The organism is Shinella lacus (assembly GCF_010994755.1).
Taxonomy (GTDB): Bacteria; Pseudomonadota; Alphaproteobacteria; order Rhizobiales; family Rhizobiaceae; genus Shinella; species Shinella lacus.
The window spans coordinates 1-25,132 of the sequence record NZ_WHSB02000007.1 but is presented as its reverse complement, the minus strand read 5'-3'; the positions used below and the strand labels follow the sequence as shown (position 1 = coordinate 25,132).

The 25,132-nt window shown below is 62.5% G+C and carries 20 protein-coding genes and 1 tRNA gene; 8 read left to right on the top strand and 13 right to left on the bottom strand.

Annotated features, from left to right (window positions below):
* Positions 1 to 102: 102 nt before the first annotated feature.
* From GB927_RS18950 to rpoZ, 3 genes are all read right to left on the bottom strand, one after another.
* On the bottom strand, positions 103 to 255 hold the full coding sequence (locus tag GB927_RS18950; RefSeq protein ID WP_256118772.1) for a DUF3563 family protein: 153 nt from the start codon (positions 253 to 255) through the stop codon (positions 103 to 105).
* 169 nt (positions 256 to 424) lie between these two features.
* Positions 425 to 2,656, bottom strand: a complete 2,232-nt coding sequence (locus GB927_RS18945; RefSeq protein WP_256118771.1) for a RelA/SpoT family protein — start codon at positions 2,654 to 2,656, stop codon at positions 425 to 427.
* Positions 2,657 to 2,767: 111 nt separating this feature from the next.
* Positions 2,768 to 3,172, bottom strand: a complete 405-nt coding sequence (gene rpoZ, locus GB927_RS18940; RefSeq protein ID WP_256118770.1) for a DNA-directed RNA polymerase subunit omega — start codon at positions 3,170 to 3,172, stop codon at positions 2,768 to 2,770.
* Between the two features lie 409 nt (positions 3,173 to 3,581).
* Between rpoZ and GB927_RS18935 the strand changes: the two genes are divergently transcribed.
* Together GB927_RS18935 and GB927_RS18930 are read left to right on the top strand one after the other, a co-directional pair.
* The gene (locus GB927_RS18935) at positions 3,582 to 4,157 is read left to right on the top strand and encodes a LabA-like NYN domain-containing protein (RefSeq protein WP_256118769.1); all 576 of its coding nucleotides are present in this window, start codon (positions 3,582 to 3,584) and stop codon (positions 4,155 to 4,157) included.
* 204 nt (positions 4,158 to 4,361) lie between these two features.
* Positions 4,362 to 4,811, top strand: coding sequence for a hypothetical protein (locus GB927_RS18930; protein WP_256118768.1), 450 nt, complete (start codon positions 4,362 to 4,364; stop codon positions 4,809 to 4,811).
* Between the two features lie 42 nt (positions 4,812 to 4,853).
* Here GB927_RS18930 and smpB read toward each other — a convergent pair whose 3' ends face one another.
* From smpB to GB927_RS18915, 3 genes are read right to left on the bottom strand one after another with little or no spacing between them, the layout of a single operon-like run.
* Positions 4,854 to 5,363 carry an SsrA-binding protein SmpB gene (gene smpB / locus GB927_RS18925; protein WP_256118767.1) on the bottom strand — a complete coding sequence of 170 codons (510 nt, stop codon included), beginning with the start codon at positions 5,361 to 5,363 and terminating at the stop codon, positions 4,854 to 4,856.
* A 1-nt stretch (position 5,364) separates the two neighbouring features.
* The gene (dapA, locus tag GB927_RS18920) at positions 5,365 to 6,249 is read right to left on the bottom strand and encodes a 4-hydroxy-tetrahydrodipicolinate synthase (protein WP_256118766.1); all 885 of its coding nucleotides are present in this window, start codon (positions 6,247 to 6,249) and stop codon (positions 5,365 to 5,367) included.
* Between the two features lie 33 nt (positions 6,250 to 6,282).
* Positions 6,283 to 6,438, bottom strand: a complete 156-nt coding sequence (locus GB927_RS18915) for a hypothetical protein (RefSeq protein WP_256118765.1) — start codon at positions 6,436 to 6,438, stop codon at positions 6,283 to 6,285.
* Between the two features lie 133 nt (positions 6,439 to 6,571).
* Here GB927_RS18915 and GB927_RS18910 point away from each other — a divergent pair, with 133 nt between their 5' ends.
* Both GB927_RS18910 and GB927_RS18905 read left to right on the top strand, forming a co-directional pair.
* Positions 6,572 to 8,641 carry a lytic transglycosylase domain-containing protein gene (locus tag GB927_RS18910; protein WP_256118764.1) on the top strand — a complete coding sequence of 690 codons (2,070 nt, stop codon included), beginning with the start codon at positions 6,572 to 6,574 and terminating at the stop codon, positions 8,639 to 8,641.
* A 105-nt stretch (positions 8,642 to 8,746) separates the two neighbouring features.
* Complete coding sequence (locus tag GB927_RS18905) at positions 8,747 to 9,619, top strand: alpha/beta fold hydrolase (protein ID WP_256118763.1); 873 nt, start codon at positions 8,747 to 8,749, stop codon at positions 9,617 to 9,619.
* A gap of 150 nt (positions 9,620 to 9,769) precedes the next feature.
* On the opposite strand, the gene GB927_RS18900 is transcribed toward GB927_RS18905, so the two are convergent.
* The 4 genes from GB927_RS18900 to GB927_RS18885 all read right to left on the bottom strand — a co-directional run bounded on the left by GB927_RS18900 (position 9,770) and on the right by GB927_RS18885 (position 13,009).
* Positions 9,770 to 10,825, bottom strand: coding sequence for a porin (locus GB927_RS18900; protein WP_256118762.1), 1,056 nt, complete (start codon positions 10,823 to 10,825; stop codon positions 9,770 to 9,772).
* A 722-nt stretch (positions 10,826 to 11,547) separates the two neighbouring features.
* Positions 11,548 to 12,054 (bottom strand): hypothetical protein, encoded by a 507-nt coding sequence (locus tag GB927_RS18895; RefSeq protein WP_256118761.1) that lies wholly within the window; start codon positions 12,052 to 12,054, stop codon positions 11,548 to 11,550.
* Between the two features lie 265 nt (positions 12,055 to 12,319).
* Positions 12,320 to 12,643, bottom strand: a complete 324-nt coding sequence (locus tag GB927_RS18890; RefSeq protein WP_256118760.1) for a hypothetical protein — start codon at positions 12,641 to 12,643, stop codon at positions 12,320 to 12,322.
* A 276-nt stretch (positions 12,644 to 12,919) separates the two neighbouring features.
* A tRNA-Ser gene (locus tag GB927_RS18885) sits at positions 12,920 to 13,009 on the bottom strand.
* Between the two features lie 258 nt (positions 13,010 to 13,267).
* Between GB927_RS18885 and GB927_RS18880 the strand changes: the two genes are divergently transcribed.
* Positions 13,268 to 14,380 carry a calcium-binding protein gene (locus GB927_RS18880; protein WP_256118759.1) on the top strand — a complete coding sequence of 371 codons (1,113 nt, stop codon included), beginning with the start codon at positions 13,268 to 13,270 and terminating at the stop codon, positions 14,378 to 14,380.
* 85 nt (positions 14,381 to 14,465) lie between these two features.
* Here the strand turns inward: GB927_RS18880 and GB927_RS18875 are convergent, their stop codons facing one another.
* The 3 genes from GB927_RS18875 to GB927_RS18865 all read right to left on the bottom strand — a co-directional run bounded on the left by GB927_RS18875 (position 14,466) and on the right by GB927_RS18865 (position 20,094).
* The gene (locus GB927_RS18875; RefSeq protein ID WP_256118758.1) at positions 14,466 to 15,398 is read right to left on the bottom strand and encodes a MerR family transcriptional regulator; all 933 of its coding nucleotides are present in this window, start codon (positions 15,396 to 15,398) and stop codon (positions 14,466 to 14,468) included.
* A gap of 126 nt (positions 15,399 to 15,524) precedes the next feature.
* The gene (locus GB927_RS18870) at positions 15,525 to 18,875 is read right to left on the bottom strand and encodes a caspase family protein (protein ID WP_256118757.1); all 3,351 of its coding nucleotides are present in this window, start codon (positions 18,873 to 18,875) and stop codon (positions 15,525 to 15,527) included.
* Between the two features lie 97 nt (positions 18,876 to 18,972).
* On the bottom strand, positions 18,973 to 20,094 hold the full coding sequence (locus GB927_RS18865) for a Gfo/Idh/MocA family protein (RefSeq protein WP_256118756.1): 1,122 nt from the start codon (positions 20,092 to 20,094) through the stop codon (positions 18,973 to 18,975).
* Between the two features lie 132 nt (positions 20,095 to 20,226).
* Here GB927_RS18865 and GB927_RS18860 point away from each other — a divergent pair, with 132 nt between their 5' ends.
* From GB927_RS18860 to iolD, 3 genes are all read left to right on the top strand, one after another.
* On the top strand, positions 20,227 to 21,099 hold the full coding sequence (locus GB927_RS18860; protein WP_256118755.1) for a MurR/RpiR family transcriptional regulator: 873 nt from the start codon (positions 20,227 to 20,229) through the stop codon (positions 21,097 to 21,099).
* Positions 21,100 to 21,204: 105 nt separating this feature from the next.
* Positions 21,205 to 23,127: a bifunctional 5-dehydro-2-deoxygluconokinase/5-dehydro-2-deoxyphosphogluconate aldolase gene (locus tag GB927_RS18855; RefSeq protein ID WP_256118754.1), complete on the top strand. Its 1,923-nt coding sequence runs from the start codon at positions 21,205 to 21,207 to the stop codon at positions 23,125 to 23,127.
* 23 nt (positions 23,128 to 23,150) lie between these two features.
* Positions 23,151 to 25,001 (top strand): 3D-(3,5/4)-trihydroxycyclohexane-1,2-dione acylhydrolase (decyclizing), encoded by a 1,851-nt coding sequence (gene iolD, locus GB927_RS18850; RefSeq protein ID WP_256118753.1) that lies wholly within the window; start codon positions 23,151 to 23,153, stop codon positions 24,999 to 25,001.
* Positions 25,002 to 25,132: the final 131 nt, after the last annotated feature.

The window sequence follows — 25,132 nt, the reverse complement described above, 5'->3', positions numbered from 1 at the left end:
CCGTTAGTGGCATTTCAATGGCGCCTGGATGACACCCTCATGATGCCGAGGCGCGGGGTCACGGTGGCGCAAGCAGGCTGCGCCACATGATCCGGTCAGATATTAGTAGTTTTTGCGGAAGAGGCCGCGGTCGATCTGACGCTGGCGGTATTCCAGGTCGATCCGGTCGATTGCGCCGTTGAGATAGGCGGTTTCGCGCTCTTCGCTCGAAGGGATGCGCAGGGCGCGGGTAAAGTTCTTGAACTGCTTCAGCATGGTAAACCTCGTATCGGTTGACCTCCCGACACAGAAGATAGTTTATCGCGCCAAAGTTACCAGCGACACTATTCCATTGCAGCCATGCGAACGGCGCATAACGGCTGGTCAAAACTTGGGCAAACCTGCCTCAATCGAGGCAGGTTGCCACAAATTTGCATAGAAACCGTCATGTGAAGACCCGGCTGATCGTCGATACGCACTGAAGTTCCTTGAGCTGGCCCATCAGCTGGTTGAGCTGGCGGAGATCCCAGACCTCCAGGTCGATATGGACCTCGGTGAAGTCGGCCGCCACCCGCGTCATCGACATGGAGCGGATGTTGACGTCGCTGGTGGCGATCGTCTGGGTGACTTCGGCGAGCGTGCCCGGCTCGTTCAGCGCGTTGATCATGATGCGCGCCATGAAGCGGGTGTTGTTGGCCTCGTCGAGGTCCCAGCGCACGTCGATCCAGCGCTCCGGCTCGTCGTCGAACTTCTGCAGCGCCGGCGACTGGATCGGGTAGATGGTGATTCCCTTGTCCTTCTCCATGATGCCGACGATGCGATCGCCCGGCACGGCGCCGCCGGCGGAGAAATGCACCTCGGCATTGCCGGAAAGGCCGCGGATCGGCAGCGCTTCTGGGCCGGTCTCGGTCGCGGCCTCCGCCAGCGCCGCCTTGGTCTTGCCGGGCAGCTTGAAGACCATGCCGGCAGCGCTGCGCATGTTGAACCAGCCGTCGCCGGAGCTCGGCTTCACCGTCACGCGCTCGTCCTGGTAATCCGGGAAGACCGCGCGCAGCACGTCGAGCGATGACAGTTCGCCGCGCCCGACGGCGGCAATGGCGTCCTCGACGTCCTTGTGGCCGAGCCGGTGCAGCACCGGCTTCAGCCCGTCTCGCGAGAAGGATTTGCCGGCGCGGTCGAAGGTGCGCTCCAGAATACGGTAGCCGAGGCCGGAATATTGCTTGCGCACGGCGGCGCGGGTGGCGCGACGGATGGCGGCGCGCGCCTTGCCGGTGACGACGATCTCTTCCCAGGCCGGCGGCGGCACCTGGATGCCGGAGCGGATGATTTCCACCTCGTCACCGTTGTTGAGGCGGGTGACGAGCGGCATGATGCGGCCGTTGATCTTGGCGCCGACGCAGGTGTCGCCAATATTGGTGTGCACCGCGTAGGCGAAGTCGATGGGTGTGGCGCCACGCGGCAGCGTGATGAGCTGGCCCTTCGGGGTGAAGGTGAAGACCTGGTCCTGGAAGAGTTCGAGCTTGGTATGTTCGAGGAATTCTTCCGGATTGTCGCCTTCGGCCAGCGATTCGATCGTCCGGCGCAGCATGGCGTAGGCGTTTGAGCGCGGCGAGCGCGTGCGCTCCTCGCCGTTCGTGCTGTCCTTGTCCTTGTAGAGCGAATGGGCAGCGATGCCGTATTCGGCGATCTCGTGCATGCGCTTGGTGCGGATCTGCAGCTCGATGCGCTGGCGCGACGGGCCGACGATGGTCGTGTGGATCGACTGGTAGTCGTTCTGCTTGGGCGTCGAGATATAGTCCTTGAACCGGCCCGGCACGACCCGCCAGCGCGTGTGCACGATGCCGAGGGCGGCGTAACAGCCGGGAATGTCGTCGACGAGGATGCGGAAGGCGTAGACGTCGGAAAGCTGCTCGAAGGACAGCGACTTCGACTGCATCTTGCGGAACACCGAATAGGGCGTCTTCTGCCGGCCCTTGACCAGCGCATCCGAAAGGCCGTTGGTGACGAGCAGCTCGCGCAGTTCGTCCTCGATCTTGCGGATCAGGCCCTCGTTGCGCTGGGAAAGCTCCTCCAGCTTGCGCGTGACGGTCTCGAAGGCTTCCGGGTTGATGTGGCGGAAGGAGAGGTTTTCTAGCTCCTCGCGCATGTCCTGCATGCCCATGCGGCCTGCGAGCGGCGCATAGATGTCCATCGTCTCTTCGGAAATGCGGGCGCGCTTTTCCGGCGTCATGTGGTCCAGCGTGCGCATGTTGTGCAGCCGGTCCGCGAGTTTCACCAAGAGCACGCGCACATCGTCGGAAATCGCCAGCAGCAGCTTGCGCAGGTTTTCCGCCTGCTTGGCCTTCTTGGAGACGAGGTCGAGCTTCTTGATCTTGGTGAGGCCTTCGACCAGCGCGCCGATATCCTCGCCGAACAGTTCGTCGATTTCCGCGCGGGTCGCGCTCGTATCCTCGATCGTGTCGTGCAGCAGCGCGACCGCGATCGTCGATTCGTCGAGGCGCATGTCGGTCAGGATGGCGGCGACTTCGAGGGGATGCGAAATGTAGGGATCGCCGCTCGCGCGCTTCTGCTGGCCATGTTTCTGCATCGCATAAACATAGGCCTTGTTCAGCAGCGCCTCGTTGGCTTCCGGCTTGTACTTCTGAACCCGTTCGACGAGTTCATATTGACGCATCATTCTCGGTCGGCTCCTTCCCGGTCCAGCGCCGGGCAAAAAAAAGTGCGCCCCGACCTTAAGAGGGGCGCACCGACATTCGCAATATCAACGGCTTCGGTAAAGTGACCGAAATCAGTAGTCGTCGCTCTTTTCCGGCGGCACGAGGCCTTCGATGCCGGCCAGCAGCTCTTCTTCCGACATGCGGTCGAAGGCGATGGTTTCCGGCTGGTCCTCGTCCTCGTCGGCGCTGGCCGTCGTGGTTTCGGTGTCGGCGGCAAGGCTTGCCGGATCGGGCTCGGGCTCGTCCACTTCGACATGCTTCTGCAGCGAGTGGATCAGGTCTTCCTTGAGGTCGTCCGGCGAAAGGCGCTCGTCGGCGATTTCGCGCAGCGCCACGACGGGGTTCTTGTCGTTATCGCGGTCGATGGTGATGGCGGCGCCCTGCGAAATGAGGCGGGCGCGATGGCTTGCAAGGAGAACCAGCTCGAAGCGGTTGTCTACCTTGTCAATGCAATCTTCAACGGTGACACGGGCCATTGCCTGTCCTTTGTGATCGAGAATTTCAGGGGTTTGCATGCCCGATACAGCCAATGGACGGAAAATTCAAGTTTTTCCTTATCCCGCCCCGTTTTGGCGTGTCGTAAGGCATCCCATGTAACTTGTGATTGATGCCTCCCCTAACGGTAGGTGAAAAGCCCAAATATCCGACAAATAGGGTAAGGCGCGGGAACTATTTTCCAATTCGCCAAGTCTCGATTTTACTGAAACGATACCGGACGGAAAAATGACAGCCGCAACCTAGATTTGCTTGGAAAGCACGCCGCACTGCCCTAAATGAAGATTATATGAAAAAGAGTTAATTCAACCGGGTAGTGCATCCCGGCAAGGCGATACTCGGCCAGAGCTCAACCGTTTACCTCAACATCTACTTAAAGGATTGCCAGATATGTTCGACCCCCGCGAGAAAATCGCCCTCTTCATCGACGGTGCAAATCTCTATGCGGCATCCAGAACTCTCGGCTTCGACATCGATTACAGAAAACTTCTGAAGGCCTTCCAGAAACGCGGCTACCTGCTGCGCGCCTATTACTACACGGCGCTGATCGAAGACCAGGAATACTCCTCCATCCGCCCGCTGATCGACTGGCTCGACTATAACGGCTACAAGGTCGTCACCAAGCCCGCCAAGGAATTCACCGACTCGCTCGGCCGCCGCAAGATCAAGGGCAATATGGACATCGAGCTCGCCATCGATGCGATGGAGCAGTCCGAGACGGTGGACCACCTCGTCATCTTCTCCGGCGACGGCGATTTCACCACGCTCGTCGAGGCGTTGCAGCGCCGGGGCCGCAAGGTCTCCGTCGTCTCCACCATGCAGACCCAGCCGCCGATGATTGCCGACGACCTGCGCCGCCAGGCCGACTATTTCATCGACCTCGGATCGCTGAGAGCCGAGATCGGCCGCGACCCCTCCGAGCGCCCGCAGCGCAACGTGGAGCCCGCCGAAAACGTCGTCGAATAGGCTGACGCTCAGGAACGGAACAGAAAACCCCGGCCGCACGCGACCAGGGTTTTCTTTTTGGAACCGTGGGAACCTCTGAAAACCAGGCGTTTCAAGGCTTCGTTAAACATTGAATCAAATAGGCCCACCGGCCATTAAGCTTCCTCAAGACTCCCCTGATATTCCCAATACCGGACAGTCATTTCGCATTGGAACATCGGGGCAATGGTGGACGCAGTATCGCTTTCGGCAAACAGCTATCGGGCAGTCTCGAGCGCGCTCGAGACCCGTCCGGCCGTCACAGCCCTTGCCGCGCTCGCCGCGCCGCAGCCGGTCACCCAGGTTTCGACGCCCTCGGAGACGGCCGAAGACATCGGCGATCTCAGCTTCCTCTATGCGCCGAGCGGCCTGCCGGGCATTTCCACCCTGCCCGCCTATGCCGTGCCGCCCGCCCAGGCGACGACCGACGAGCGCGTCAGCAACGGCCGCAACCCGACCGCGCGCCTCGCGATCGAAAGCACCGACCTCAACAGCCTGATGTCATCGTTCCTGACGCCGCGCGCGCCAAGCGCCAACCCCGCCGCCTCCCCGGACGTGCCGCCGGAGGTCAACAACGAACAGCTCGCCCGCACGGCGCGCCAGTCCGTCATCGCGCAGCTCTACAGCCAGTTCTAAGCAATTCCGGCAAAGTGTATTTAAGGGAAAACGAAGGGCGCTTCAGCCGCGATCGCGGAGCAGGCGGCCCTTCTGGCGATTCCAGTCGCGTTCCTTCTCCGTCTCGCGCTTGTCGTGCAGCTTCTTGCCCTTGGCGAGCGCGAGTTCGAGTTTCGCCCGGCCGACATCGTTGAAGTAGACCTTCAGCGGCACAAGCGTCATGCCTTCCCGGTTGATCGCGATGCGCAGGCGATTGATCTCGCGCTTCGAAAGCAGGAGCTTACGGCGCCGGCGCGTCTCGTGGTTGAAGCGGTTCGCCTGGAGATATTCCGGCAGGTAGGAATTGATCAGCCAGATCTCGCCGCCCTCGTCCGACGCGTAGGATTCCGCGATGTTCGCCTTGCCTTCGCGCAGCGATTTGACCTCCGTGCCGGTCAGCACGATGCCGGCCTCGTAGGTATCGATGATCTCGTAGTTGAAGCGGGCCTTGCGGTTCTCCGCCACGATCTTCTTGATCGTCGATGGCTTCCTGGGTGTCGTTTTGGGCGTTACTGGACGGGGTTTTGTTATCATATCAATTCAAAAGGCCGGCATGGCGAAGCGCTGCGTCGATCGCGGCCTCCGTCGCCGGCTCCAGGGTCGGGATGAGCGGCGAGCGCACGAGGCGACTCAGGCCGCGGGTGCGGTTCAGCGCATATTTCGCGCCGCAAAGACCCGGCTCGATGAAGATCGCCTTGTGCAGCGGCATCAGCTTGTCCTGGTATTCGAGCGCCGCGGCATAATCGCCGGCGAGCGTCGCCTCCTGGAATTCGGCACAGAGCCGCGGCGCAACATTGGCCGTTACCGAGATACAGCCGACGCCGCCATGGGCGTTGAAGCCGAGCGCGGTGGCGTCTTCGCCGGAAAGCTGGACGAAACCCTTGCCGCAGGTGATGCGCTGTTCGGAAACGCGCTCGATCTTGCCCGTCGCATCCTTGACGCCGACGATCGACGGATGCGCCTTATGCAGTGCACCCATCGTCTCCGGCGACATGTCGACCACCGAGCGGCCGGGAATGTTGTAGATGACGATCGGCAGCTTCACGCTTTGGGCAATGGCCGCATAATGGGCGAAAAGGCCCTTCTGCGTCGGCTTGTTGTAGTAGGGCGTGACAACGAGGACGGCATCCGCGCCCGCCTTTTCGGCGTGCTGGGCAAGGTCGATCGCTTCCTTGGTGTTGTTCGAGCCGGCACCGGCGATGACCGGCACGCGGCCGGCAGCCACCTTGATGCAGAGTTCCACCACCCGTTTGTGCTCGTCATGCGACAGCGTCGGCGATTCGCCGGTGGTGCCGACCGGCACGAGGCCGTGGCTGCCTTCGCTGATCTGCCATTCGACATGCGCGGCAAAGGCGTCTTCGTCGACGGCGCCGGCATCGGTGAACGGGGTGACGAGAGCGGGAATGGATCCCTTGAACATCGAGAACTCCTGAGACCAGAGCCGCCCGGAGGCTTACATGCTTTGGCCGTATTCCGTGGTTAAAAACTGCCGCACAATAATCATGTGACAGTCATGCGGCAAGCGGCGCGAGGGGCGTTTTTCATGCATGATCAAGGCGAAAGGATGCGCAACGAAGAATATTCGTGCCGCGTGATCCGTCGCCTGCATGTCAGCCGCCTTCACGGCTTAGTGAGCGCGGCCGGTAAGGCTTCGTTAAGGCAATAAAGGGTTAATGATTGTCAAAGATCAGGCGGGAAGAGACGCTTCTGATGTGCCGCCTGTCAGGCATCCGGGATGTGACATGATCTCGAGAAACAGTTTTGCCCTTTGTGCCTTGCTTCTTGCCGGAGTAACAGGCCTTGCCCTGCGCCCCTCGCCCGTCGAGGCGGACAACACCACGACCTCTTCGATAAAGCCGCTCGGCTTTGCCGCCGACATGCCGTCGAAGGACATCATCACCAACGCCATTCCGCGCGCCGACAGCGTGCAGGCGGTGAGCGCGGAACTGCGCGAAGGGCTCGACGCGCTTTCCAACCGCGATGCGGCCGCCGCCATCGTCGCACGCAACCGCCTCGCCTCCGACAGTCTCGACCGGCATATCCTGACCTGGGCGATCGCCGTCTCCGGCCAGCGCGGCGTGCCCTCCTGGGAAATCGCCGCCGCCCAGCGCGAGTTGAAAGGCTGGCCGGGGCTGAAGGCTTTGCGCGCCAATTCCGAACGCGCGCTTGCCCGCGAAAACCCGGCGAGCGCCGATGTGCTCGCCGCCTTCGGCACGACGCGGCCGGAAACGCCGGAAGGCGCCCTCGTGCTCTGCCGCGCGCTCGTCGCGACGGGGGATGCGGCGCGCGCCGCGGACATCCTGCGCTCCTTCTGGCAGAAGGAGCCGCTTTCCAAGGAGCTGGAAAGCAAGGCGCTCGAAGAATTCGGCACACTGCTGACCGCCACCGACCACAAGATGCGCATGGAAATGCTGCTCTATCGCGACCGCGCCGACCAGGCTCAGCGTTTCGGCGATCTCGGCAAGGCGCAGTCGCTCTATCGCGCCTGGGCCGCCGTCATCCGCAAGAACAAGACGGCAGGCACGCTGATCAAGGCCGTCGATGCCGGCTGGCAGAAGGACCCGGCCTATACGTTCCTGCGCATCCGTCACCTGCGCAACCAGGAAGAATATCGCGCGGCGGCAAAACTCTTCGCCGCCATGCCGGAGGACCCGGCGCGCCTGATCAATCCCGGCGCCTGGTGGAACGAGCAGCGTATCGTCAGCCGCGGCCTTGCCGATCTCGGCGACTACAAGGATGCCTACCGCGTCGCCGCGCGCCACGGCGCGGACGATCCGACAGACATCGTCGAGGCAGAATTCCACGCCGGCTGGTATGCGCTGCGCGATCTCGGCGATGCGAAGACTGCCGCAAGCCATTTCCAGCGCATCCTGCAAGCCTCCGATCGCCCGCTTTCCGTATCGCGTGCCTGGTACTGGCTGGGGCGTGCCGCGGAAAAGGGCAATCCGGCCGAGGCGAAGGACTATTTTGCCAAGGCGGCGAATTTTCCCGGCACCTTCTATGGCCAGCTTGCCGGCGCAAGGCTCGGCCGCACGGCGCTGAACGTCGCCTATCCGACGCCGACCACGGAAGAGCGCGCGCGTTTCCAGCAACGCGAAGCCGTGCAGGCGATCGCCCGCTTGCAGGCGGCCGGCCATGGCTGGCGCGGCGAAAGCCTTTATCGAGCGCTAGCCGGTGAATTGATGAGCCCGGGCGAACTCGCACTTCTCGCTGCACAGGCGGAAAAGGGCAGCAATCACCAGCTTTCCCTGCAGATCGGCAAGATCGCCTTCGGGCGCGGCATCGATGTCGCGGCTTTGGCCTTCCCGATCGGCGTCATTCCGGACGGCGCCAATATTTCGGGCTCCGGCAAGGCGCTTGCCTATGCAATCGCGCGCCAGGAAAGTGCCTTCAACCCGGCCGCTGTGTCGCCCGCCAATGCGCAGGGCCTGCTGCAACTGATGCCGGGCACCGCGCAGGGTGTGGCGAAACGCTACGGGCTCGCCTATTCCAAGGAGCGGCTGACGACGGACGCCGCCTATAACGCGACGCTCGGCGCCCACTATCTCGGCGAGCAGATCAGCGATTTCGGCGGCTCCTACGTGCTCACCTTCATCGCCTACAATGCCGGCCCGCGCCGCGTGCCGCAGTGGATCGCACGTTATGGCGACCCACGCGGAAAGCCGATCGACGAGGTCGTCGACTGGATCGAGCGCATCCCCTTCTCCGAGACACGCGGCTATGTGCAGCGGGTCATGGAGAATTATCAGGTCTACAAGACCCGCCTCGGCCAGAAGGCCGATATCGTACACGACCTGAGCGTCGGCCGGTAGGCGAGCGGCTGGCCGTGTCTTGCCCTCGGCAAGCGGCCCCTCTAGGCTGGCCTTCTCGGATGTCCGGCAGGACACTTTCCCCCTCGGTCAGGCGGATGCAGACACATGAATGAATTCGAAAGCCGTTTCTTCCCAGCCGAAGACGGATTGATGCTTCATGCGCGCGATTATGCGGCAAAATCGGACACCGGGCGGCTGCCGCTCGTCTGCCTACCCGGCCTCAGCCGCAACGTGCGGGATTTTCACCAGCTTGCTCTGCTCGTCGCGCAGGATCCCGTCGCACCCCGCCGGGTCATCGCGTTCGACTATCGCGGCCGCGGCCTTTCCGGCTACGACGAGACTGCGGCGAACTACAATGTCGCCATCGAATGCCGGGATGTCATCACCGTCTGCACAGCGCTCGGCCTGGAGCACTGCCTTTTCGCAGGCACGTCACGCGGCGGGCTGATCCTGCATGTCATGGCCGCAGTGAAGCCGGACCTCATCGCCGTTGCTATTCTCAACGACATCGGCCCGGAAATCGAAGTGGATGGTCTCAGGGAAATTCGCGACTATCTCTCCGGGCGCTCCGTTCCGGAGAATCGTGATGCGGCCGCCCACCTGCTTCGCGATATCCACAGCGCGTCCTTCCCCGCCCTTTCCCCCGCCGACTGGCGCGACATGGCAGAGGCGATTTACGCGGAAAAGGAAGGCCAGCTCGTTCCCGACTATGATCCGAAGCTGGCGGACCAGCTGCAGGCCATCGACTTCTCAAAACCCCTGCCGACACTCTGGCCGCAATTCGAGCTCCTGGCGAAAAAGCCGTTGCTGGTCGTGCGCGGCGAACATTCCCGTCTTTTCACCGAGAAGACGCTCGCCCGAATGGCCGCGCAGGCCGCAACGGTCAAAACCGTGGTCGCACCGGGCCAGGGCCACGCCCCTCTCCTGCACCACGCCTCCGTCTTCCCATCGGTCCACGCGTTCCTCGCCGGATTCTGACGGGTCAACAAGACTGTAATTCCAAGTCTCATCGTGCACCGCCAGCTCACGCTGGAAAAGGTCGTGCGCGTCCAGCCGATACCATGCCGAAAACGAAAAAGACCCGGCTCGAAAGCCGGGTCTCCCATCACTGACAAAAGTCAGATCAGATTAGAACGAACGCTGCAGACGGACGAAGCCCGACCACTGGTCGCCACCGGCGCCCTTGTTGCCAACGCCGTTGTCAACATCCGTGTACTGAAGGCTGATCTTGGTGGTCAGGTCCGTGACGATCGTGTAGTCGAGCGTCAGGCCAGCGCGCCAAGCGTCGCGGCTACCGCGGTAGTCGCCGGAGGCGTCGTAATCAAGCGTGCCCCAGTACTGGAAGCCGGGGGTGATTGCCAGCTTTTCAGAGAGGTTAGCCTTGTACGATGCAGCAACCGACCACTCGGAAGCGTCCCAGTAACGGCTTGCGCCCGAAGACCAGACAGCAGCAGCCTGCAGGGTGCCCGGACCGACGTCAGCCGAAACGAGGCCGCGGATGGCGCCGTTTTCAGCGTCGAAGTCGTACGAACCGAGCAAGTCAGCGCTTACGGCGCCGAACGAACCGGTGACAACACCCGAGATGCCGAGGCCGTCTTCGAATTCAACAAAGCCGTTCTTGGCGTTGCTGAAGGATTCGAGAGCAACGGTAGCAGCGAAAGCGCCGCCTTCGTACTTGTAGGATACAGCATTCAGCAGCGTGTCGCCGCCGATGATGTTGAAGATCGTGCCGTCGAGAACGTCGGTCTCGCCGTTGATGCCCTTATCCCATTCCGTGTAGAAGTAACCAGCCTTGAAGCCGCCGAGCTGGATCCATGCACCGTCAAGGAAGACGTCCTGGTGGGAGTCAGCCTGAAGGTCGATGTGACCGGTCAGCGTGCCGAGCTCGGTGTCGCTCTTGGCGTCAAGCGAGAGGTAACCACGGGTACGAGCGCGGTAGCCCCAGTCATCGCCGTTCGGGCCAGCCGAATCTTCAGCAAAGTCTACCTGGAAACGGACGTAGCCGCTGATCTGCAGGCAGGTTTCGGTACCCGGGATGTAGAAGTAACCCGTGCCGAATGCGTCGCAAACGCGAACGTATTCCATCGGCTCCGGCTCGGCAGCAACGATAGCGTCGGCAGCCTGGGCGCCGGATACTGCTGCGAGTGCAGCAGCGGAGCCGATAAGAAGGCTCTTGATGTTCATTTCTGACCTCCAGTCAAAAAGTTTCAAACGGGTCTGGGTTTTTTGCTGAAGGACAGCGTTCCCTGCCCCATCCCCAAGTTCAGGAAGCGGACGATCAACCGCCCCTGCTTCCGAACCTGAAAATACAAGACGCGCTTCCGTAAGCAATCTCCAAACTGAAAGGAGGCGGGGTTTGTGTCAGCCTTCGCCAAGCGCTGTTGCGCAAAGGACACAAAATGGCGGACCGGATCGCTAAAAGTTTATGGATCCTTAACAAAAATCCTTATGAAGCGGGCACTTAGCCTAGCTCGCCGGCTGTATAACCCTGCCTTAGACCGGGCGAAATAAGGGCAAAGGCCGCACTTTGACGTGGCGGAGACGCATTTTCCCGCATCCGCTTGTCTATCACAGTCAGACCGGCATGACCGAAAGCGGGAATCGCGAGCGGTGTTTTTCGATGTCGATTCGGGTGATTCACGCAGCGGAGTTTTGAGTCGGCGATCAAGGGCGCTTCATCGCACATGAAAGAAGCCGACGACCTCAGCAGCAGGCAGCCTCCTGCTCTTCCTTATATATAAGGCTCGCAACGCCCACCGTCCGCAGCGCCATCTGTCGGCGAGCAGGTGATCGTCATCTCATGGAATGAGGGATTCTCTATTCTTGGTTTTGGCCGGCGACGTCGTCGCGAAAGACCATGATTGCCGCCAGGTAGGAAATCGCCAGCCGTGGCGCCTGCCGTTTTGCTACCGGGCTTTGGCGTAAATCATGATGGCGAAGCCGATACCCATGCCGACGTAGCAAATCCATGTCAGCACCTCCTGCCAGCGCTTGGGGGTCAGACGATGGATGTCCTCGTCTCCTGGCCCGCCGTTACGCGTCTGAAGCCCGAACAGGCCCAGCGTGCGGTGGGTGACCTCGTGGTCGATCCTCGTGTCCTTTATCGTTCCGCCGATGATGCGCCCCAGCAGATAGCGCTTCATGCCCGAAATGAACGACCCCAGGAAGAACGTGTTGAGTGTGAAGGAGAACGCAAGCAGTATGGCAAGCCCGATGAAGAACAAAGTCCAGTCGTTCATGTGCTCGATCGCCCCCCGGTTTATCATCGTTGTAGGGACACGGCCGATCTCACCGGTGTATTCGAATGGTGCCGGACTTTTTAATGCGGTCTTTTGCGGTGTGGCGGCGATCCCAAGCATTGCCGGTTCAACATGGAAGGCGCGCCCCGATTTGAACCGCGTTGCCGGCTGCACTCCATCCTAGGGCTGCTGGACCACGCGCCACGCCTCATGAGGCCTGCGTCGCTCTAGCCCAGGCGCGATGAAGATATCGCTTCCCTGGGTGTAGGCATGCGCTTGGAGCTGAACAGGCTCACCGGTTGCGCTTCAATTTAGTTTTCGATCGCGTCGTTGCTGGTGCTGCGATCCACAACGATGATGGTCATGTCAAATCCCCCATCCACGTTGCCGTGGTCCAACCACCGAAGGAATAGGACGATGGAAATGGCAGCGTTCGCCCTTAAGTGCTGGAGCCGGTTATGCTCGGGCGGGCAATGGCTTGAGACGGTTCCGGAGACATCGTCGTTTCCTGAGGAAGCTCAGGAATGACCTCTGGCGCGGCAGGATATCGCGGACGATCCACTCTATATTGGAACGCTTCGATTTCGGCGTCCGAAAAGCGTCCTTGATTGCGAAGCTCCACCATCGTGATGGCGATCAGTTCGTTATCCGTCGCGTGCCGGCCGTCCTGTCCAGGAAGGTTCGCGCCGCTCAGGGGTATGACGGCCAGCAACTCGTGGCCGCCGCCACTGGCTTTGTAGGCTCGGACGACAATTTCCCGCATGCCTGTCTCCATATAGGTGAGCAGCACTACAGACGGCACGTTCCGGCCAACCAATCTATTCTGTTGCGAATGGACAATTTGGGACGGGGCTAAAGGCGGCGGGACATAGCTCGAAGCGAATCGGGCACCGTGCGGCGGTAATTCGACCAGAGCGATGAAAAACAGGCCTGCGCGGCGTCGCTAGCCATGCAGACGCGAACAACAGGGACGTAAAGTCGGGAGGTGCTTTAGCCATCCGTAATCAGATAGCAAAATCCACACGCTAGGGGGAATGACTGGCGGAGAAGAAGGGATTCGAACCCTCGATACCGTTTCCGGTATACTCCCTTAGCAGGGGAGCGCCTTCGACCACTCGGCCACCTCTCCGCTCGCGGTCCTGATAGGGCCAACGCCCTCATTGATCAAGCGCTTTTTCGATTTTTCCCGCAATCGGGCGCTTTATACATATGGCGGCTTCCCGCGGGCCGGAACGGCTTGGAATCGGCATGACCGGCCCTCACCCTCACAAATTTTCGCCCGGCGGCCTCGAAAATGCCTTCTGTCTCCCCACTTTGTTCAAGAGCGGTTCAGCTTGCCGGCGCTAAAAGTCGGACAACAGCAGATGAATGAGAAAGGAACGAGGACATGGCGTTTGTATATAAGGGCACGAACGGCGATGATTACGTCGTCCAGAACTCGCGCACCGAGGTTGAAATCTACACCTATGGCGGCGATGACGAGATTGTTCTGAATCGGACCGATAGCCGTGGCGGCCTCAACTATGTGGAAGCCGGCAGCGGCGACGACCTCGTGCGCAACAGCTTCGAAGGCGGCAACGATATCTTCCTCGGCTCCGGCGACGACATCTACAAACACAGCGGTGCGGCCAAGGCGAGCGGTGAATATGACGTCGTCAGCGGCGGCGACGGCAATGACCGGTTCGAAGTGAAGACGCTCGCCAGCGACTACAAGGGCGACGCCGGCAACGACACCTTCTATTCCGTCGGATACCGCAATTCGTTCAACGGTGGCTCCGGCACCGACACGGTCAACTATTCGCTGCAGGATTCGAGCAGCGAAGAAGGCCGCGGCATCTATGTCGACCTCGACCGGGGTTTCGCCCGCGCCGTCAGCGGCCGCAACGAGGAGCTTCGGAGCATCGAGAATGCGACGGGCACCAACTCTAACGACACGCTGATCGGCACTGGCGGCAACAACATCCTGCGCGGCGGCAACGGCAATGACCAGCTTGAAGGCCTCGGCGGCAATGACCGGCTCTATGGCGGCGCCGGCAAGGACGTCATCTATGGCGACAGCGGCAATGACGACCTCTATGGCGACAGCGGCAACGATCGGCTCTATGGCGGTTCGGGCAATGACGACCTGGTCGGCGGTTCCGGCAACGACCTGCTGGTCGGTGACAGCGGCAACGACTTCCTCGTTGGCGGCTCCGGCGCCGATACGTTCCGCTTCCTGCGCACCTCCGACAGCAAGGTCGGTTCGCAGCGCGACGTCATCGACGACTTCAAGCCGGACAGCCAGGACGACGTGATCGACCTGCGTGACATCGACGCCAGGACCGACAGAAGCGGCAACAACTCCTTCACCTTCATCGGCAAGGACGCGTTTTCCGGCACGTCGGGCGAATTGCGCTATTCCGGCACGATCATCTCCGGCGACGTCAATGGCGACGGCCGGGCGGATTTCGAGATTGACGCCGGCCTGACGCGCTACTATTCGAACGACTTCCTGCTCTAAGCTCCGCCCCCGGCACAGGGGGCGCTCCCGAGCTTGTCATGCCGCACGCGCCAGCAACGCGTGCGGCATTTCTCATTTCAGGGCCTTACTTTAGCGGCACCGGCAAGGCGCGCAGTGCGTCGTTCAGCCAGGCCCAGACCCTGTCCGGTTCGGCCGAATCATTTTCCCCACGCAGAATCGCCAGCAGCTGGCGGTAGCGGCCCATGCGGCCGGATTGTTTTTCGTATTGGGCGAACTGCCAGTCGAGAAAGGCGCGATCCGGCTCGCGACCCATCGCACGCGCCGAATCATCGAGCCAGGCAGCGGCGATCGCCTGTGCTTCCGCCGCTTGCGGCGGTATCCCGTTCGCGATGGCCGCCTGGGCGGCCTCGTAGGTCCGCAGCGCGGCGTCGCGGTAGGCGGCCGGGTCGAAGGCGCCGGTCCAGAAGGCCGCCATCTCCGTCTTGAGGTCGCGGGCGAAATCCTCGTCCTCCAGCATGTCGGCAAGTTCCGTCCAGGCGGCGATCTGGTCCGGCGTCGGGTCGTCCGGCAGGTCGGGAACGCTCGTCTCGATCATCCGGCGGCGCCACTCCTCGTCCATCGCGGCCCCTTCGGCGATCCGCTCGACAAAACGTTCGACGAGGGCGTGCATGTCTTTGTTGCTTCGGTTTGCCATTGTCCAGAACCTCCTCAGGTCAGCATCGGCAGGGTTCGGGAGGCGAAGCGTTGCACGCAGCACGGCGGCCATCCGGCGCCTTGCCGCTATTTCCGTTTCGAGAATGGCAAGCCGGGCCTGCAATACCTCGGCAAGGCTCAGCCGGCGGCCGATCAGCTTGCCGATGGCGGCAAGGCCGACGCCCGCCTCGCGCAGCGCGCGGATGAGGTCCAGTCTCGCCGCATCCGTCTCGCTGTAGATGCGGTAGTTCCCCGCCGAGCGGTCGCTCGGCAGCAGGCCCTTGTCGGAATAATAGCGGATGCGGCGGACGGATTGCCCCGAAAGCCGCGCCAATTCGCCGATCGTGTAGAACTTCGCTCCCATGGCATCCCCACTACGGCCTCCACCCGGTGGAGGGTCAAGGACCGATTCGCCCGGATTTTCGCCGGCCAAACGAAAACCGCCAGCGACGGTGGTCGCTGGCGGTTTGTTGTGGATGGTGATCCGGTATCAGGTGCGGGCGGCGAGACGGTCGATGGCGTTCTGCGTCGATGCGCCGAAATCGCCGTCGATCGGGCCGTTGTAATAGCCGCGCTGCTTGAGGATCGACTGGAACTCCTTGCGGAACTGCGGCGTGAAGTTTGCCGGAGACCCCTTGAGTTCCTGGAGCTTGCCCTGGTCGCCGCCTTCGACGCTGGCAGCGGCCCAGCGGGCGGCTTCCTTGGCGTTGGCGCGCGTGCCGAGGCCGTGGTCGAAGAGGCGGGACAGGTTGCCCATGGCATAGGTGTTGCCACCGTTTGCCGCCTTCTCGTACCAGTCGCGGGCCTGGGCATAGTCCTGCGTCACGCCGTTGCCGACGTCGTAGAGCCAGCCGATCGAGGCCATCGAATAGTAGTCGTTGAAGGCGGCTGCCTTCTCGTACCACTTGCGGGCTTCGACATAATCGACCGAGACGCCGAGGCCGGACTGGTAGGCGTAGCCGACGGAGGACATCGCATTGACGTCGCCGCCTTCCGCGCCCTTCATGTACCAGTCGAGCGAGACGGTGTAGTCGCGCGTCGTGCCAAGGCCTTCACGGTAGAACCAGCCCATCGTGGCCTGCGCATTGGCATAACCCTGTTCGGCGCCCTTGCGATACCACTTGATGGCCTCGTCATAGTCCTTGCGCGTGCCGTTATAGCCTTCGCGGTAGAGCCAGCCGAGGGAGGCCTGGGCATAGGGGTTGCCGGCGTTCGAGGCCTGCTCGAACATGCGGGTGCCCTTGGCCATGTCGACCGGGCCATCCGTGCCGTAGATCGAATACCAGGCAAGGTTGGTCAGGGCGTAGAGGTTCCCCTCGTCGGCTGCCTTCTGGTAGTGCTCACGCGCCTTGGAGAAGTTCTTCGCGGCGTCGTGGGCACGGCCCAGCATGTTGCGGATCGAGTTGTCCGACGGGTTGGCGTTGAGCGCCGCTTCGCAGACCGGGATCGCGCGGCCATAGTCGATCTGCGCGAAGAGCTTTCCGAGGAAGCCCGGGCGCAGGTTCGGTTCGCCGGCAAGTTCGTAGCACTGGTCGGCATCCGAACCGGAGAGCGTGACCGTCGACTGGCTGTTGTCGGTGGTGGTGGTCGTCGTCGTCGACAGCGACGCGCTGTCGTTGCGGCCGGCGGCCAGCTTGTCGATCGCGGCGAGCGTTGCCGCGCCGAATTCGCCATCGGAAGAACCGCTGTAATAACCGCGTTCCCTCAGAAGGTTCTGCATTTCCTTGCGGAAGGCGACCGTGAAGTTGCCGGGGGTTTCCTTCAGCTCCTTCAGCTTGGCCTGGTCGCCGCTTTCGACGCTGCCGGCTGCCCAACGGACAGCTTCCTTGGCGTCTGCCGGCGTGCCGAGGCCCTGGTCATAGAGGCGCGACAGGTTGCCCATGGCGTAAGCGCTGCCGGCGTTGGCAGCCTTCTCATACCAGTAGCGGGCTTCGACATAGTCCTGCTTCACGCCGTTGCCGACGTCATAGAGCCAGGCGAGCGAGGCCATCGAGTAGGAATCGCCGATATTGGCGGCCTTCTCGTACCAGACCTTGGCTTCCGCATAGTCCTGCGCCGTGCCGAGGCCGTTCTGGTAGGCCCAGCCGAGCGAGGACATGGCGTTTGCGTCGCCGGCATCTGCTGCCTTGCGATACCAGGTCAGCGACTGGACATAATCCTGCGAAACGCCGAGGCCTTCGCGGTAGAACCAGCCCATGGTCGCCATGGCATTGGCATAACCCTGGTTGGCCGACTGCTGATACCACTTCACCGCTTCGTTATAGTCCTGGCGCGTGCCGCCATAGCCTTCGCGGTAGAGCCAGCCGAGCGATGCCTGGGCATAGGAGTTGCCGGCGATCGAGGCCTTCTCGAACATCGACAGGCCCTTCGGCACGTCGATCGGGCCATCCGTGCCATAGACCGAGAACCAGGCAAGGTTGGTGAGCGCATACATGTTGCCGAGCTCGATCGCCTTTTCGTAGTTGCGACGGGCTTCGACATAGTTGCGGTCGGAATCGTGCGCGCGGCCGAGCAGGTTGACCAGCATGCCGTCGGACGGGTTCTCGTTGACGGCCTGCGCGCAGGCTGAAAGCGCCCGTTTGGCGTCGATCTTCAGGAAGTTGACTCCCATGAAGCCCGGAAGCGACTGCGGTTCGCCGGCGAGCAGGAAGCAATCCCGCGAGGCCGGCGTCTCCTTGGAGGTGGAGAGCTCGACGCTGAGGCCCTTCTTCGGCTCAAGGGCGGCAATCAGCTGTTCGGCGCTCGCGCGATGCGTGCTGTCGGGATAACGCTCGATGAAGCGCTGGAGCGCGGCCGCATCGGTCGATTCCTTCAGAGCGTCCCAGGCTATGCTCGCGGCATCCTGGCCGTCGTTCTGCGTCGCCTCTTGGAGGCTGGCGAGCTTCTTTTCCGCCAGCATCTTGTAGACGGGATCCTTGCCGTGCTTCGCGATGAAGGCGGCGATCAGGTCCTCGTCGGCGAGGTCGCGGATGTTCTGCCAGTCGGCTGCCGCTTCGGACTGGCCGTTCGGCGAGACCTCCTGCGTGTTGCCGCTGTTGGTGACGTTGATGTTGACTTCCTTGATGTTCAGGAAGATCTGCGCGCCGCCGAGCGAACCGTAGACGAAGGGCTCCTGCTCGCGGTTGGTGGCTTCCACCACCTCGTCGCGCACCTTGCCGAGCGCGATGCGCACGTCGAGGCCGGGCTCCGTCAGGTATTTCGAAAGTGCCGTGGCAAATGGGCTATTCTTGCCCTCGCCATCGAGCGCGACCGTGCCCGCCTTCGAGGCGAAGGCGATCAGCGTATCGGCCGATTCGGGTTCGACGCGGGCGAGGCCGCGGGTCACGGCACGAGTGCCGATCGAACGCGTCATCGACTGCGAGAACGGATTGTTGCGGCAGGCATCGAGGATGAAGAGCTTCAGCTTCTTGGCGCCTTCGAGCGAGCGCTGCACGCGATCGATCGCCACGCTCTCGTCCTCGACGTCACGGTCGCTCTTCAGCGCCGCATCGACGGGGATGAGGTAGTTGACCCCGTTCATCTCCATGGCGTGGCCGGAATAATAGACCACCGCCATATCGGCATCGGCAGACTCATCCTCAAACTCGCGCAGCGCCTTCACCATGGCGCCGCGGTCGAGATCGAGCACAGTCTTGACGGAATCGAAACCCGCTGCCTCGAACGAGGCGCGCATAAGCTCCACATCGTTCGCGGGGTTGTTGAGCTGGGCCGTCTCTTCGTATTTCTGATTGCCTATCAGCAGTGCAACGCGTTTCGCCTCTGCGGCGCTCACATTGAACACGATGACAGCAATCGAGACGAAGAGGACCGGCGCCCAGCGTCTCTGCATTTGCTTTAACATGCCCATCCCTCCGGCATTATTGCCGAGAGTATTACGTATGGCCCCCGCCGTTTCAATGAGGAGGCGACCGGATTTTTTTGGCCCGGTCGCCAGAAATTCATTCTGTGGCAATTTCCACCCAGCGGGCCTCGCGGAAAGATTGTGCCATGGCGTGCACAGTTTTCTCGATGCGCAGGCCATGGTTGAAATCGATGGAATGCGACGCCATGCCCGCGATTGCGGCGATCAGCTCGCGGCATTCGATGACTTTCAGATCGTTGAAGCCGAGGCCGTGGCCTGGGGCCGGAATGAACCGGTCATAGGGCTTGTGGTGCGGTGCCGTCAGGACTGTGGAAAAGCCCTGTTCGCTCGCCCTGCCCTCGGTCGTGTAGAGCTGGAACTCGTTCATGCGCTCCTGGTCGAAGAGGATCGTGCCCTTCGAGCCATAGACCTGCAGCGCGATGCGGCCCTTGCGGCCCCAGGCGGAGCGGTTGGCCATCAGCACGCCGGAAATGCCGCCGGGAAGGCGCATCAGGACGCTGGCGATATCGTGGTTTTCGACCGCGCGGCGGCCGCCATCCTTCAGCGGGCGGTCGGCATAGGGCTTTGCCAGCGACGCGATCACCGCCTCGACATGGCCGAACAGGCTCCACAAAAGCGAGAGCGGATGCACGGCGAAATCGTCGAGCGCGCCATAGCCGGACGAGGCCTCGCTCTTCCAGTAGAAGGCGGCTTTCGGATCGGCCATGAAGTCCTCGTCCATCTCGACGCGCGCATGGTTCACCGTGCCGATGACGCCTTCGTCCAGCAGGGAGCGGATGTGCCGCATCACCGGGTTCTGGATGTAATTGTAGCCCATCACGGCGACCTTGCCGGAGGAGCGCTGGGCGGCGAGCATGCGCTCGGCATCGGCAAAGGCCGGCGCCATCGGCTTTTCGCACCAGACATGCTTGCCCGCTTCCAGCGCCGCGATCGCCATATCGGCGTGGAACTGGTTCGGCGTGGTGACGGAGATCACGTCGACCTCCGGATCGGCCAGCAGGTCGCGCCAGTTGGCGGTCGATTTCGCAAAGCCGAATTCGCGGGCGCGGCTTGCCGCAAGCTCCGCATTGGCCTCGGCCAGATGCACGAGGCGCGGGCGGTCGACATCGCCGAACACCGTGCTGACATTGTTCCAGGCGAGCGCATGGCACTTGCCCATGTAACCCGTACCGATCAGTCCTATGCCGAGGGCCTTCATGACGTCTCCTCCATCCGCTATATCGTTTAGACCATGTGTAACCGGAAAGATTTGGAACGAAAACTATCTTTTCCGATAATATGGAATATTTATTTCATTTGTAGCAGAATGGCCGCGTGAGGAGAGACATCCATGAGCAACAGCGAAGCGGCCCTGACGCGCGTGCCCCGCGATTTCGACAGCCTGCGCAGCGTCATCATCGAGCGCAAGGCGACCATGCCGAAGCGGCTGGCGCAAGTGGCGGCCTATGCGCTCTCCAACCCGGACGACATGGCTTTCGGCACGGCTGCGAGCATTGCGACGGCGGCCGACGTGCAGCCCTCCACGCTGGTGCGCCTTGCCCATCATCTCGGCTATGAGGGCTTTTCCGACCTCCAGAACGTTTTTCGCGCCCGGTTGCGCGACCGCACACTGTCCTATGAGGAGCGGCTGCTGTCGCTGGAAGCGGCTCCCGCGGCCAACAGCGACACGGAGCTGCTCTCCGGCTTCCTGACGGCGGCAAGCCAGTCCGTCGCGCGGCTGGCGAGCACCATCGACGGCGATATCTTCTCCAAATCCGTCGAACTGCTGGCGCAGGCAGAGACCATCTACCTCGTCGCCAAGCGCCGCTCCTATCCGCTGACGGCGCACATCGCCTATGCCTTCGGCAAGCTCGGCATCCGCCACCAGATCCTCGCCTCGCCCAACGGCATCGATCCGGAAATCGCCCAGTTCGCGACGCGCAAGGATGCGGTAATCGCCGCAAGTTTTGCGCCCTATGCCGCCGACAGCCTTGCGCAGGCGCAGGAACTGGCGAGCCGCGGCGTGCCGATCGTCGCCATCACGGATTCGGTCTTCTCGCCGCTCGCCACCTCCGCCACCCACTGGTTCGAGGTGTCCGAGGCCGATTATGCCGGTTTCCGCTCGCTTTCCGCCTCCATGGCGCTCGCGATGGCGCTGCCGGTCGCGATTGCCGAAAAACGCCGCAGCATGCGGCGCTCCCCCAAACGAAATGGTGCGGAATAGAAACGGAATGAATATTCCGAATTGACAGAATAATGGAATTCATGTTTCATTTTCCCAACGTACCGCCGCGCTGAGATGGCGGCGCCGCGAGACCGGGAGGAAGACATGCCGCACCTTGACCAGGACAGGACGCTCGACGTCATCACGATCGGCCGCTCGTCCGTCGACTTGTACGGCCAGCAGCTCGGCACGCGGCTGGAAGACACCGCCTCCTTCGCCAAGTCCGTCGGCGGCTGCCCAGCCAATATCGCGATCGGCACCGCGCGCCTCGGGCTCAAATCCGCGCTCATCACCCGTGTCGGCGACGAGCAGATGGGCCGCTTCATCCGCGAACAATCCGCCCGTGAAGGGGTGAATGTCGAAGGCATCCGGACCGACAAGGACCGCCTCACGGCGCTCGTCCTGCTCGCCATCGAATCCGAGGGCGTCTCGCCGATGATCTTCGTGCGCACCGACTGTGCCGACATGGCGCTCGACGAGGGCGACGTGGACGAGGCCTTCGTGCGCTCTTCGCACGCCGTGCTGGTCTCCGGCACGCATTTTTCCCGGCCAAACACCGAGGCCGCGCAGCGCAAGGCGATCCGCATCGCCAAGGAATCGGGCGGCAAGGTCATCTTCGACATCGACTACCGCCCGAACCTCTGGGGCCTTGCCGGCCATGCGGAGGGTTTCGAGCGCTATGTGAAATCGGACCGCGTCTCCGCCATAATGAAATCCGTGCTGCCGGATTGCGACCTGATCGTCGGCACCGAAGAGGAGATCATGATCGCATCGGGCGCCGATGACGTGCTCTCCTCCCTCAAGGCCATCCGCGCCGTTTCGCCGGCCACCATCGTGTTGAAGCGCGGCGCCATGGGCTGCATCGTCTATGACGGGCCGATTTCGGACGACCTGGAAGACGGCGTGGTCGGTGATGGCTTCGCGATCGAGGTCTATAATGTGCTGGGCGCGGGCGATGCCTTCATGTCCGGCTTCCTGCGCGGCTGGCTGAAGGGCGAGGACCACAAGACGTCGGCCACCTGGGCCAATGCCTGCGGCGCCTTCGCCGTCTCCCGCCTGCTCTGCTCGCCGGAATATCCGAGCTGGGAAGAACTCACCTTCTTCCTGAAGAATGGCAGCAAGCACCGGGCGCTGCGCAAGGACGAGGCGATCAACCACATTCATTGGGCGACCAACCGCAAGCAGGGTGACATTCCCCTCCTCATGGCGCTTGCCTGCGACCATCGCATGCAGCTCGTCGACGTCGCCGATGAACTGAAGGTGCCGCACGAAAAAATTTCCGAGTTCAAGCGGCTGACCGTCAAGGCCGCCGCGCGCGTCGCCGATGGCCGGCCGGGTTACGGCATGCTGATCGACGAACGCTTCGGTCGCGATGCCTTCTTCGATGCCGCGACGCAGAATTTCTCTTGGCTCGGCCGCCCGGTCGAGCTACCGGGCTCCAAGCCGCTGCGCTTCGAATTCAGCCAGGATATCGGCTCGCAGCTCGTCGAATGGCCGCTCGACCATTGCATCAAGTGCCTGTGTTTCTACCATCCGGACGATCCGGCGGCCCTCAAGAAGGAGCAGCAGGAGAAGCTGCGCACGCTTTTCGAAGCCGCACGCCGCGTCGGGCGCGAATTGTTGATCGAGATCATCGCCGGCAAGAACGGGCCGCTCAAGGATGACACCGTGTCGACGGCGCTTCAGGAACTCTACGATCTCGGCATCAAGCCGGACTGGTGGAAGCTGGAGCCGCAGGCATTGGCCGGCGCATGGCGGAATATCGAGGCGGTGATCGCCAAAAATGATGCTTATTGCCGCGGTATCGTGCTGCTCGGCCTGGAGGCGCCGACCGAGGACCTGGTCAAGGCCTTCGAGGCGACGAAGGTGGCGCCGTCCGTGAAGGGCTTTGCCGTCGGCCGCACGATCTTCGTCGATGCCGCCCGCGCCTGGATGAGCGGCAAGATGGATGACGAGGCAGCGATCGCCCAGATGGCCGGCCGCTTCCGCGAGCTGACTGACGCCTGGCTTCGCACGCGCGGTCTGTGAATAAAGAATACGGGAGGAATACCATGTCAAAGACGATCCGGTTGACGATGGCGCAAGCCGTCGCGCATTTCCTGAAGGCACAGATGACGGTCGTCGACGGCAAGAAACAGCCGATCTTCGCGGGCGTCTGGGGCATTTTCGGCCACGGCAACGTCGCGGGCATGGGGGAAGCGCTCTACCAGGTGCGCAATGACCTGCCGACGCTGCGCGCCCATAACGAACAGGGCATGGCGCATGCCGCCGTCGCCTTCGCAAAGGCGAGCTTCCGCCAGCGTTTCATGGCCTGCACGACCTCGATCGGCCCCGGCGCGCTGAACATGATCACCGCCGCAGGTGTGGCGCATGTCAACCGCCTGCCCGTGCTGTTCCTGCCCGGCGACGTCTTCGCCAACCGCATTCCCGACCCGGTTCTCCAGCAGATCGAGAATTTCGGCGACGGCACCGTCTCGGTGAACGACGCCTTCCGCTGCGTCTCGCGCTATTTCGACCGCATCACGCGGCCCGAACAGATCATCCCAGCGCTGAAGCGCACTATGCAGGTGCTGACGGACCCGGTCGATTGCGGCCCGGTGACGCTGTCGCTCTGCCAGGACGTGCAGGCGGAAGCCTATGACTATCCCGCAAGCCTGTTCGACGAAAAGGTCTGGACGCACCGTCGCCCTCGCCCCGACACGGATGAACTCGCCTCGGCGATCGCCACGCTGCGCAAGGCGGAACGGCCGCTGATCATCGCCGGCGGCGGCGTGCTCTATTCGCAGGCGACGGCCGAGCTCAAGGCCTTTGCCGGCATGCATGGCATTCCGGTCGCCGTCACCCAGGCCGGCAAGTCGGCGCTGCCGGACGACCATCCGCTCTGCATGGGCTCCATCGGCGTCACCGGCACCTCGGCCGCCAATGCCTTTGCCGAGGAGGCGGACGTCATCCTCGCCGTCGGCACGCGCATGCAGGATTTCACCACCGGCTCCTGGGCGCTGTTCAAGGGTGAAGGCGTCAAGATGATCGGCCTCAACACCGTCGCCTTCGATGCCGCCAAGCATGACAGCCAGCCGCTCGTCGCCGATGCGCGTGAGGGCCTGACGCTGCTCTCGGAAGCCCTCGGTGGCTGGAAGGCCTCCGCCTCGGTGGAGGCGGCCGCCAAGAGCCGCAAGCAGGAATGGATGGCGGCCGTGAAGAAGGCCACCGCCGCCACCAATGCGGACCTGCCCTCCGATGCGCAGGTCATCGGCGCGGTGCAGCGCTCGATCGGCGGTGACAATTCGGTTCTCGTCTGCGCCGCGGGCGGCCTGCCGGGCGAGTTGCACAAGCTGTGGCAGGCGCACAGGCCGGGCGGCTACCACATGGAATACGGCTTTTCCTGCATGGGTTACGAGATTGCCGGCGGCCTCGGCGTCAAGCTGGCGCGGCCGGAGGCGGATGTCGTCGTCATGGTCGGCGACGGCTCCTATATGATGATGAATTCCGAGCTTTCGACCTCGATCATGCTCGGCCAGAAGCTGACGATCGTCGTGCTCGACAACCGCGGCTATGGCTGCATCAACCGGCTGCAGATGGCAACCGGCGGCGCAAACTTCAACAACCTCCTGAAGGACTCGATGATCGAGATGATGCCCGACATCGATTTCCGTGCGCATGCCGAAAGCATGGGTGCGGTCGCGGTGAAGGTGTCGTCCATCGCCGACCTCGAAACGGCCATTCAGCAGATCAAGGGCAACGACCGCACCTCGGTGATCGTCATCGACACGGACCCGCTGGTGACCACGCAGGAAGGTGGCCACTGGTGGGATGTCGCGGTGCCTGAAGTGAGCCCGCGCCCGGAGGTCAACAAGGCGCGGTCCGCCTATGAGAAAGCGCGCGCGGCGCAGACCGTCGGTTAGCACACACAGACCACCCCTCCCCGTCATCCTCGGGCTTGACCCCACTGCACGGTCTTTGCCGGTACAGGCGATTTCCGCTCGAGCGTTCGCAATGCGGCCTATGCCAATGCCATGACGCTCTACAGTGTGGG

Coding starts and splice junctions, on each gene's coding strand:
- GB927_RS18860 (WP_256118755.1), top strand. CDS start 20,227: ATGAGCAACAGCGAAGCGGCCCTGACGCGCGTGCCCCGCGATTTCGAC.
- GB927_RS18905 (WP_256118763.1), top strand. CDS start 8,747: ATGAATGAATTCGAAAGCCGTTTCTTCCCAGCCGAAGACGGATTGATG.
- GB927_RS18910 (WP_256118764.1), top strand. CDS start 6,572: ATGATCTCGAGAAACAGTTTTGCCCTTTGTGCCTTGCTTCTTGCCGGA.
- GB927_RS18855 (WP_256118754.1), top strand. CDS start 21,205: ATGCCGCACCTTGACCAGGACAGGACGCTCGACGTCATCACGATCGGC.
- GB927_RS18915 (WP_256118765.1), bottom strand. CDS start 6,438: ATGCAGGCGACGGATCACGCGGCACGAATATTCTTCGTTGCGCATCCT.
- GB927_RS18890 (WP_256118760.1), bottom strand. CDS start 12,643: ATGCGGGAAATTGTCGTCCGAGCCTACAAAGCCAGTGGCGGCGGCCAC.
- dapA (WP_256118766.1), bottom strand. CDS start 6,249: ATGTTCAAGGGATCCATTCCCGCTCTCGTCACCCCGTTCACCGATGCC.
- GB927_RS18900 (WP_256118762.1), bottom strand. CDS start 10,825: ATGAACATCAAGAGCCTTCTTATCGGCTCCGCTGCTGCACTCGCAGCA.
- GB927_RS18950 (WP_256118772.1), bottom strand. CDS start 255: ATGCTGAAGCAGTTCAAGAACTTTACCCGCGCCCTGCGCATCCCTTCG.
- GB927_RS18875 (WP_256118758.1), bottom strand. CDS start 15,398: ATGGGAGCGAAGTTCTACACGATCGGCGAATTGGCGCGGCTTTCGGGG.
- GB927_RS18870 (WP_256118757.1), bottom strand. CDS start 18,875: ATGTTAAAGCAAATGCAGAGACGCTGGGCGCCGGTCCTCTTCGTCTCG.
- GB927_RS18935 (WP_256118769.1), top strand. CDS start 3,582: ATGTTCGACCCCCGCGAGAAAATCGCCCTCTTCATCGACGGTGCAAAT.
- smpB (WP_256118767.1), bottom strand. CDS start 5,363: ATGATAACAAAACCCCGTCCAGTAACGCCCAAAACGACACCCAGGAAG.
- iolD (WP_256118753.1), top strand. CDS start 23,151: ATGTCAAAGACGATCCGGTTGACGATGGCGCAAGCCGTCGCGCATTTC.
- GB927_RS18865 (WP_256118756.1), bottom strand. CDS start 20,094: ATGAAGGCCCTCGGCATAGGACTGATCGGTACGGGTTACATGGGCAAG.
- GB927_RS18930 (WP_256118768.1), top strand. CDS start 4,362: ATGGTGGACGCAGTATCGCTTTCGGCAAACAGCTATCGGGCAGTCTCG.
- GB927_RS18945 (WP_256118771.1), bottom strand. CDS start 2,656: ATGATGCGTCAATATGAACTCGTCGAACGGGTTCAGAAGTACAAGCCG.
- GB927_RS18880 (WP_256118759.1), top strand. CDS start 13,268: ATGGCGTTTGTATATAAGGGCACGAACGGCGATGATTACGTCGTCCAG.
- rpoZ (WP_256118770.1), bottom strand. CDS start 3,172: ATGGCCCGTGTCACCGTTGAAGATTGCATTGACAAGGTAGACAACCGC.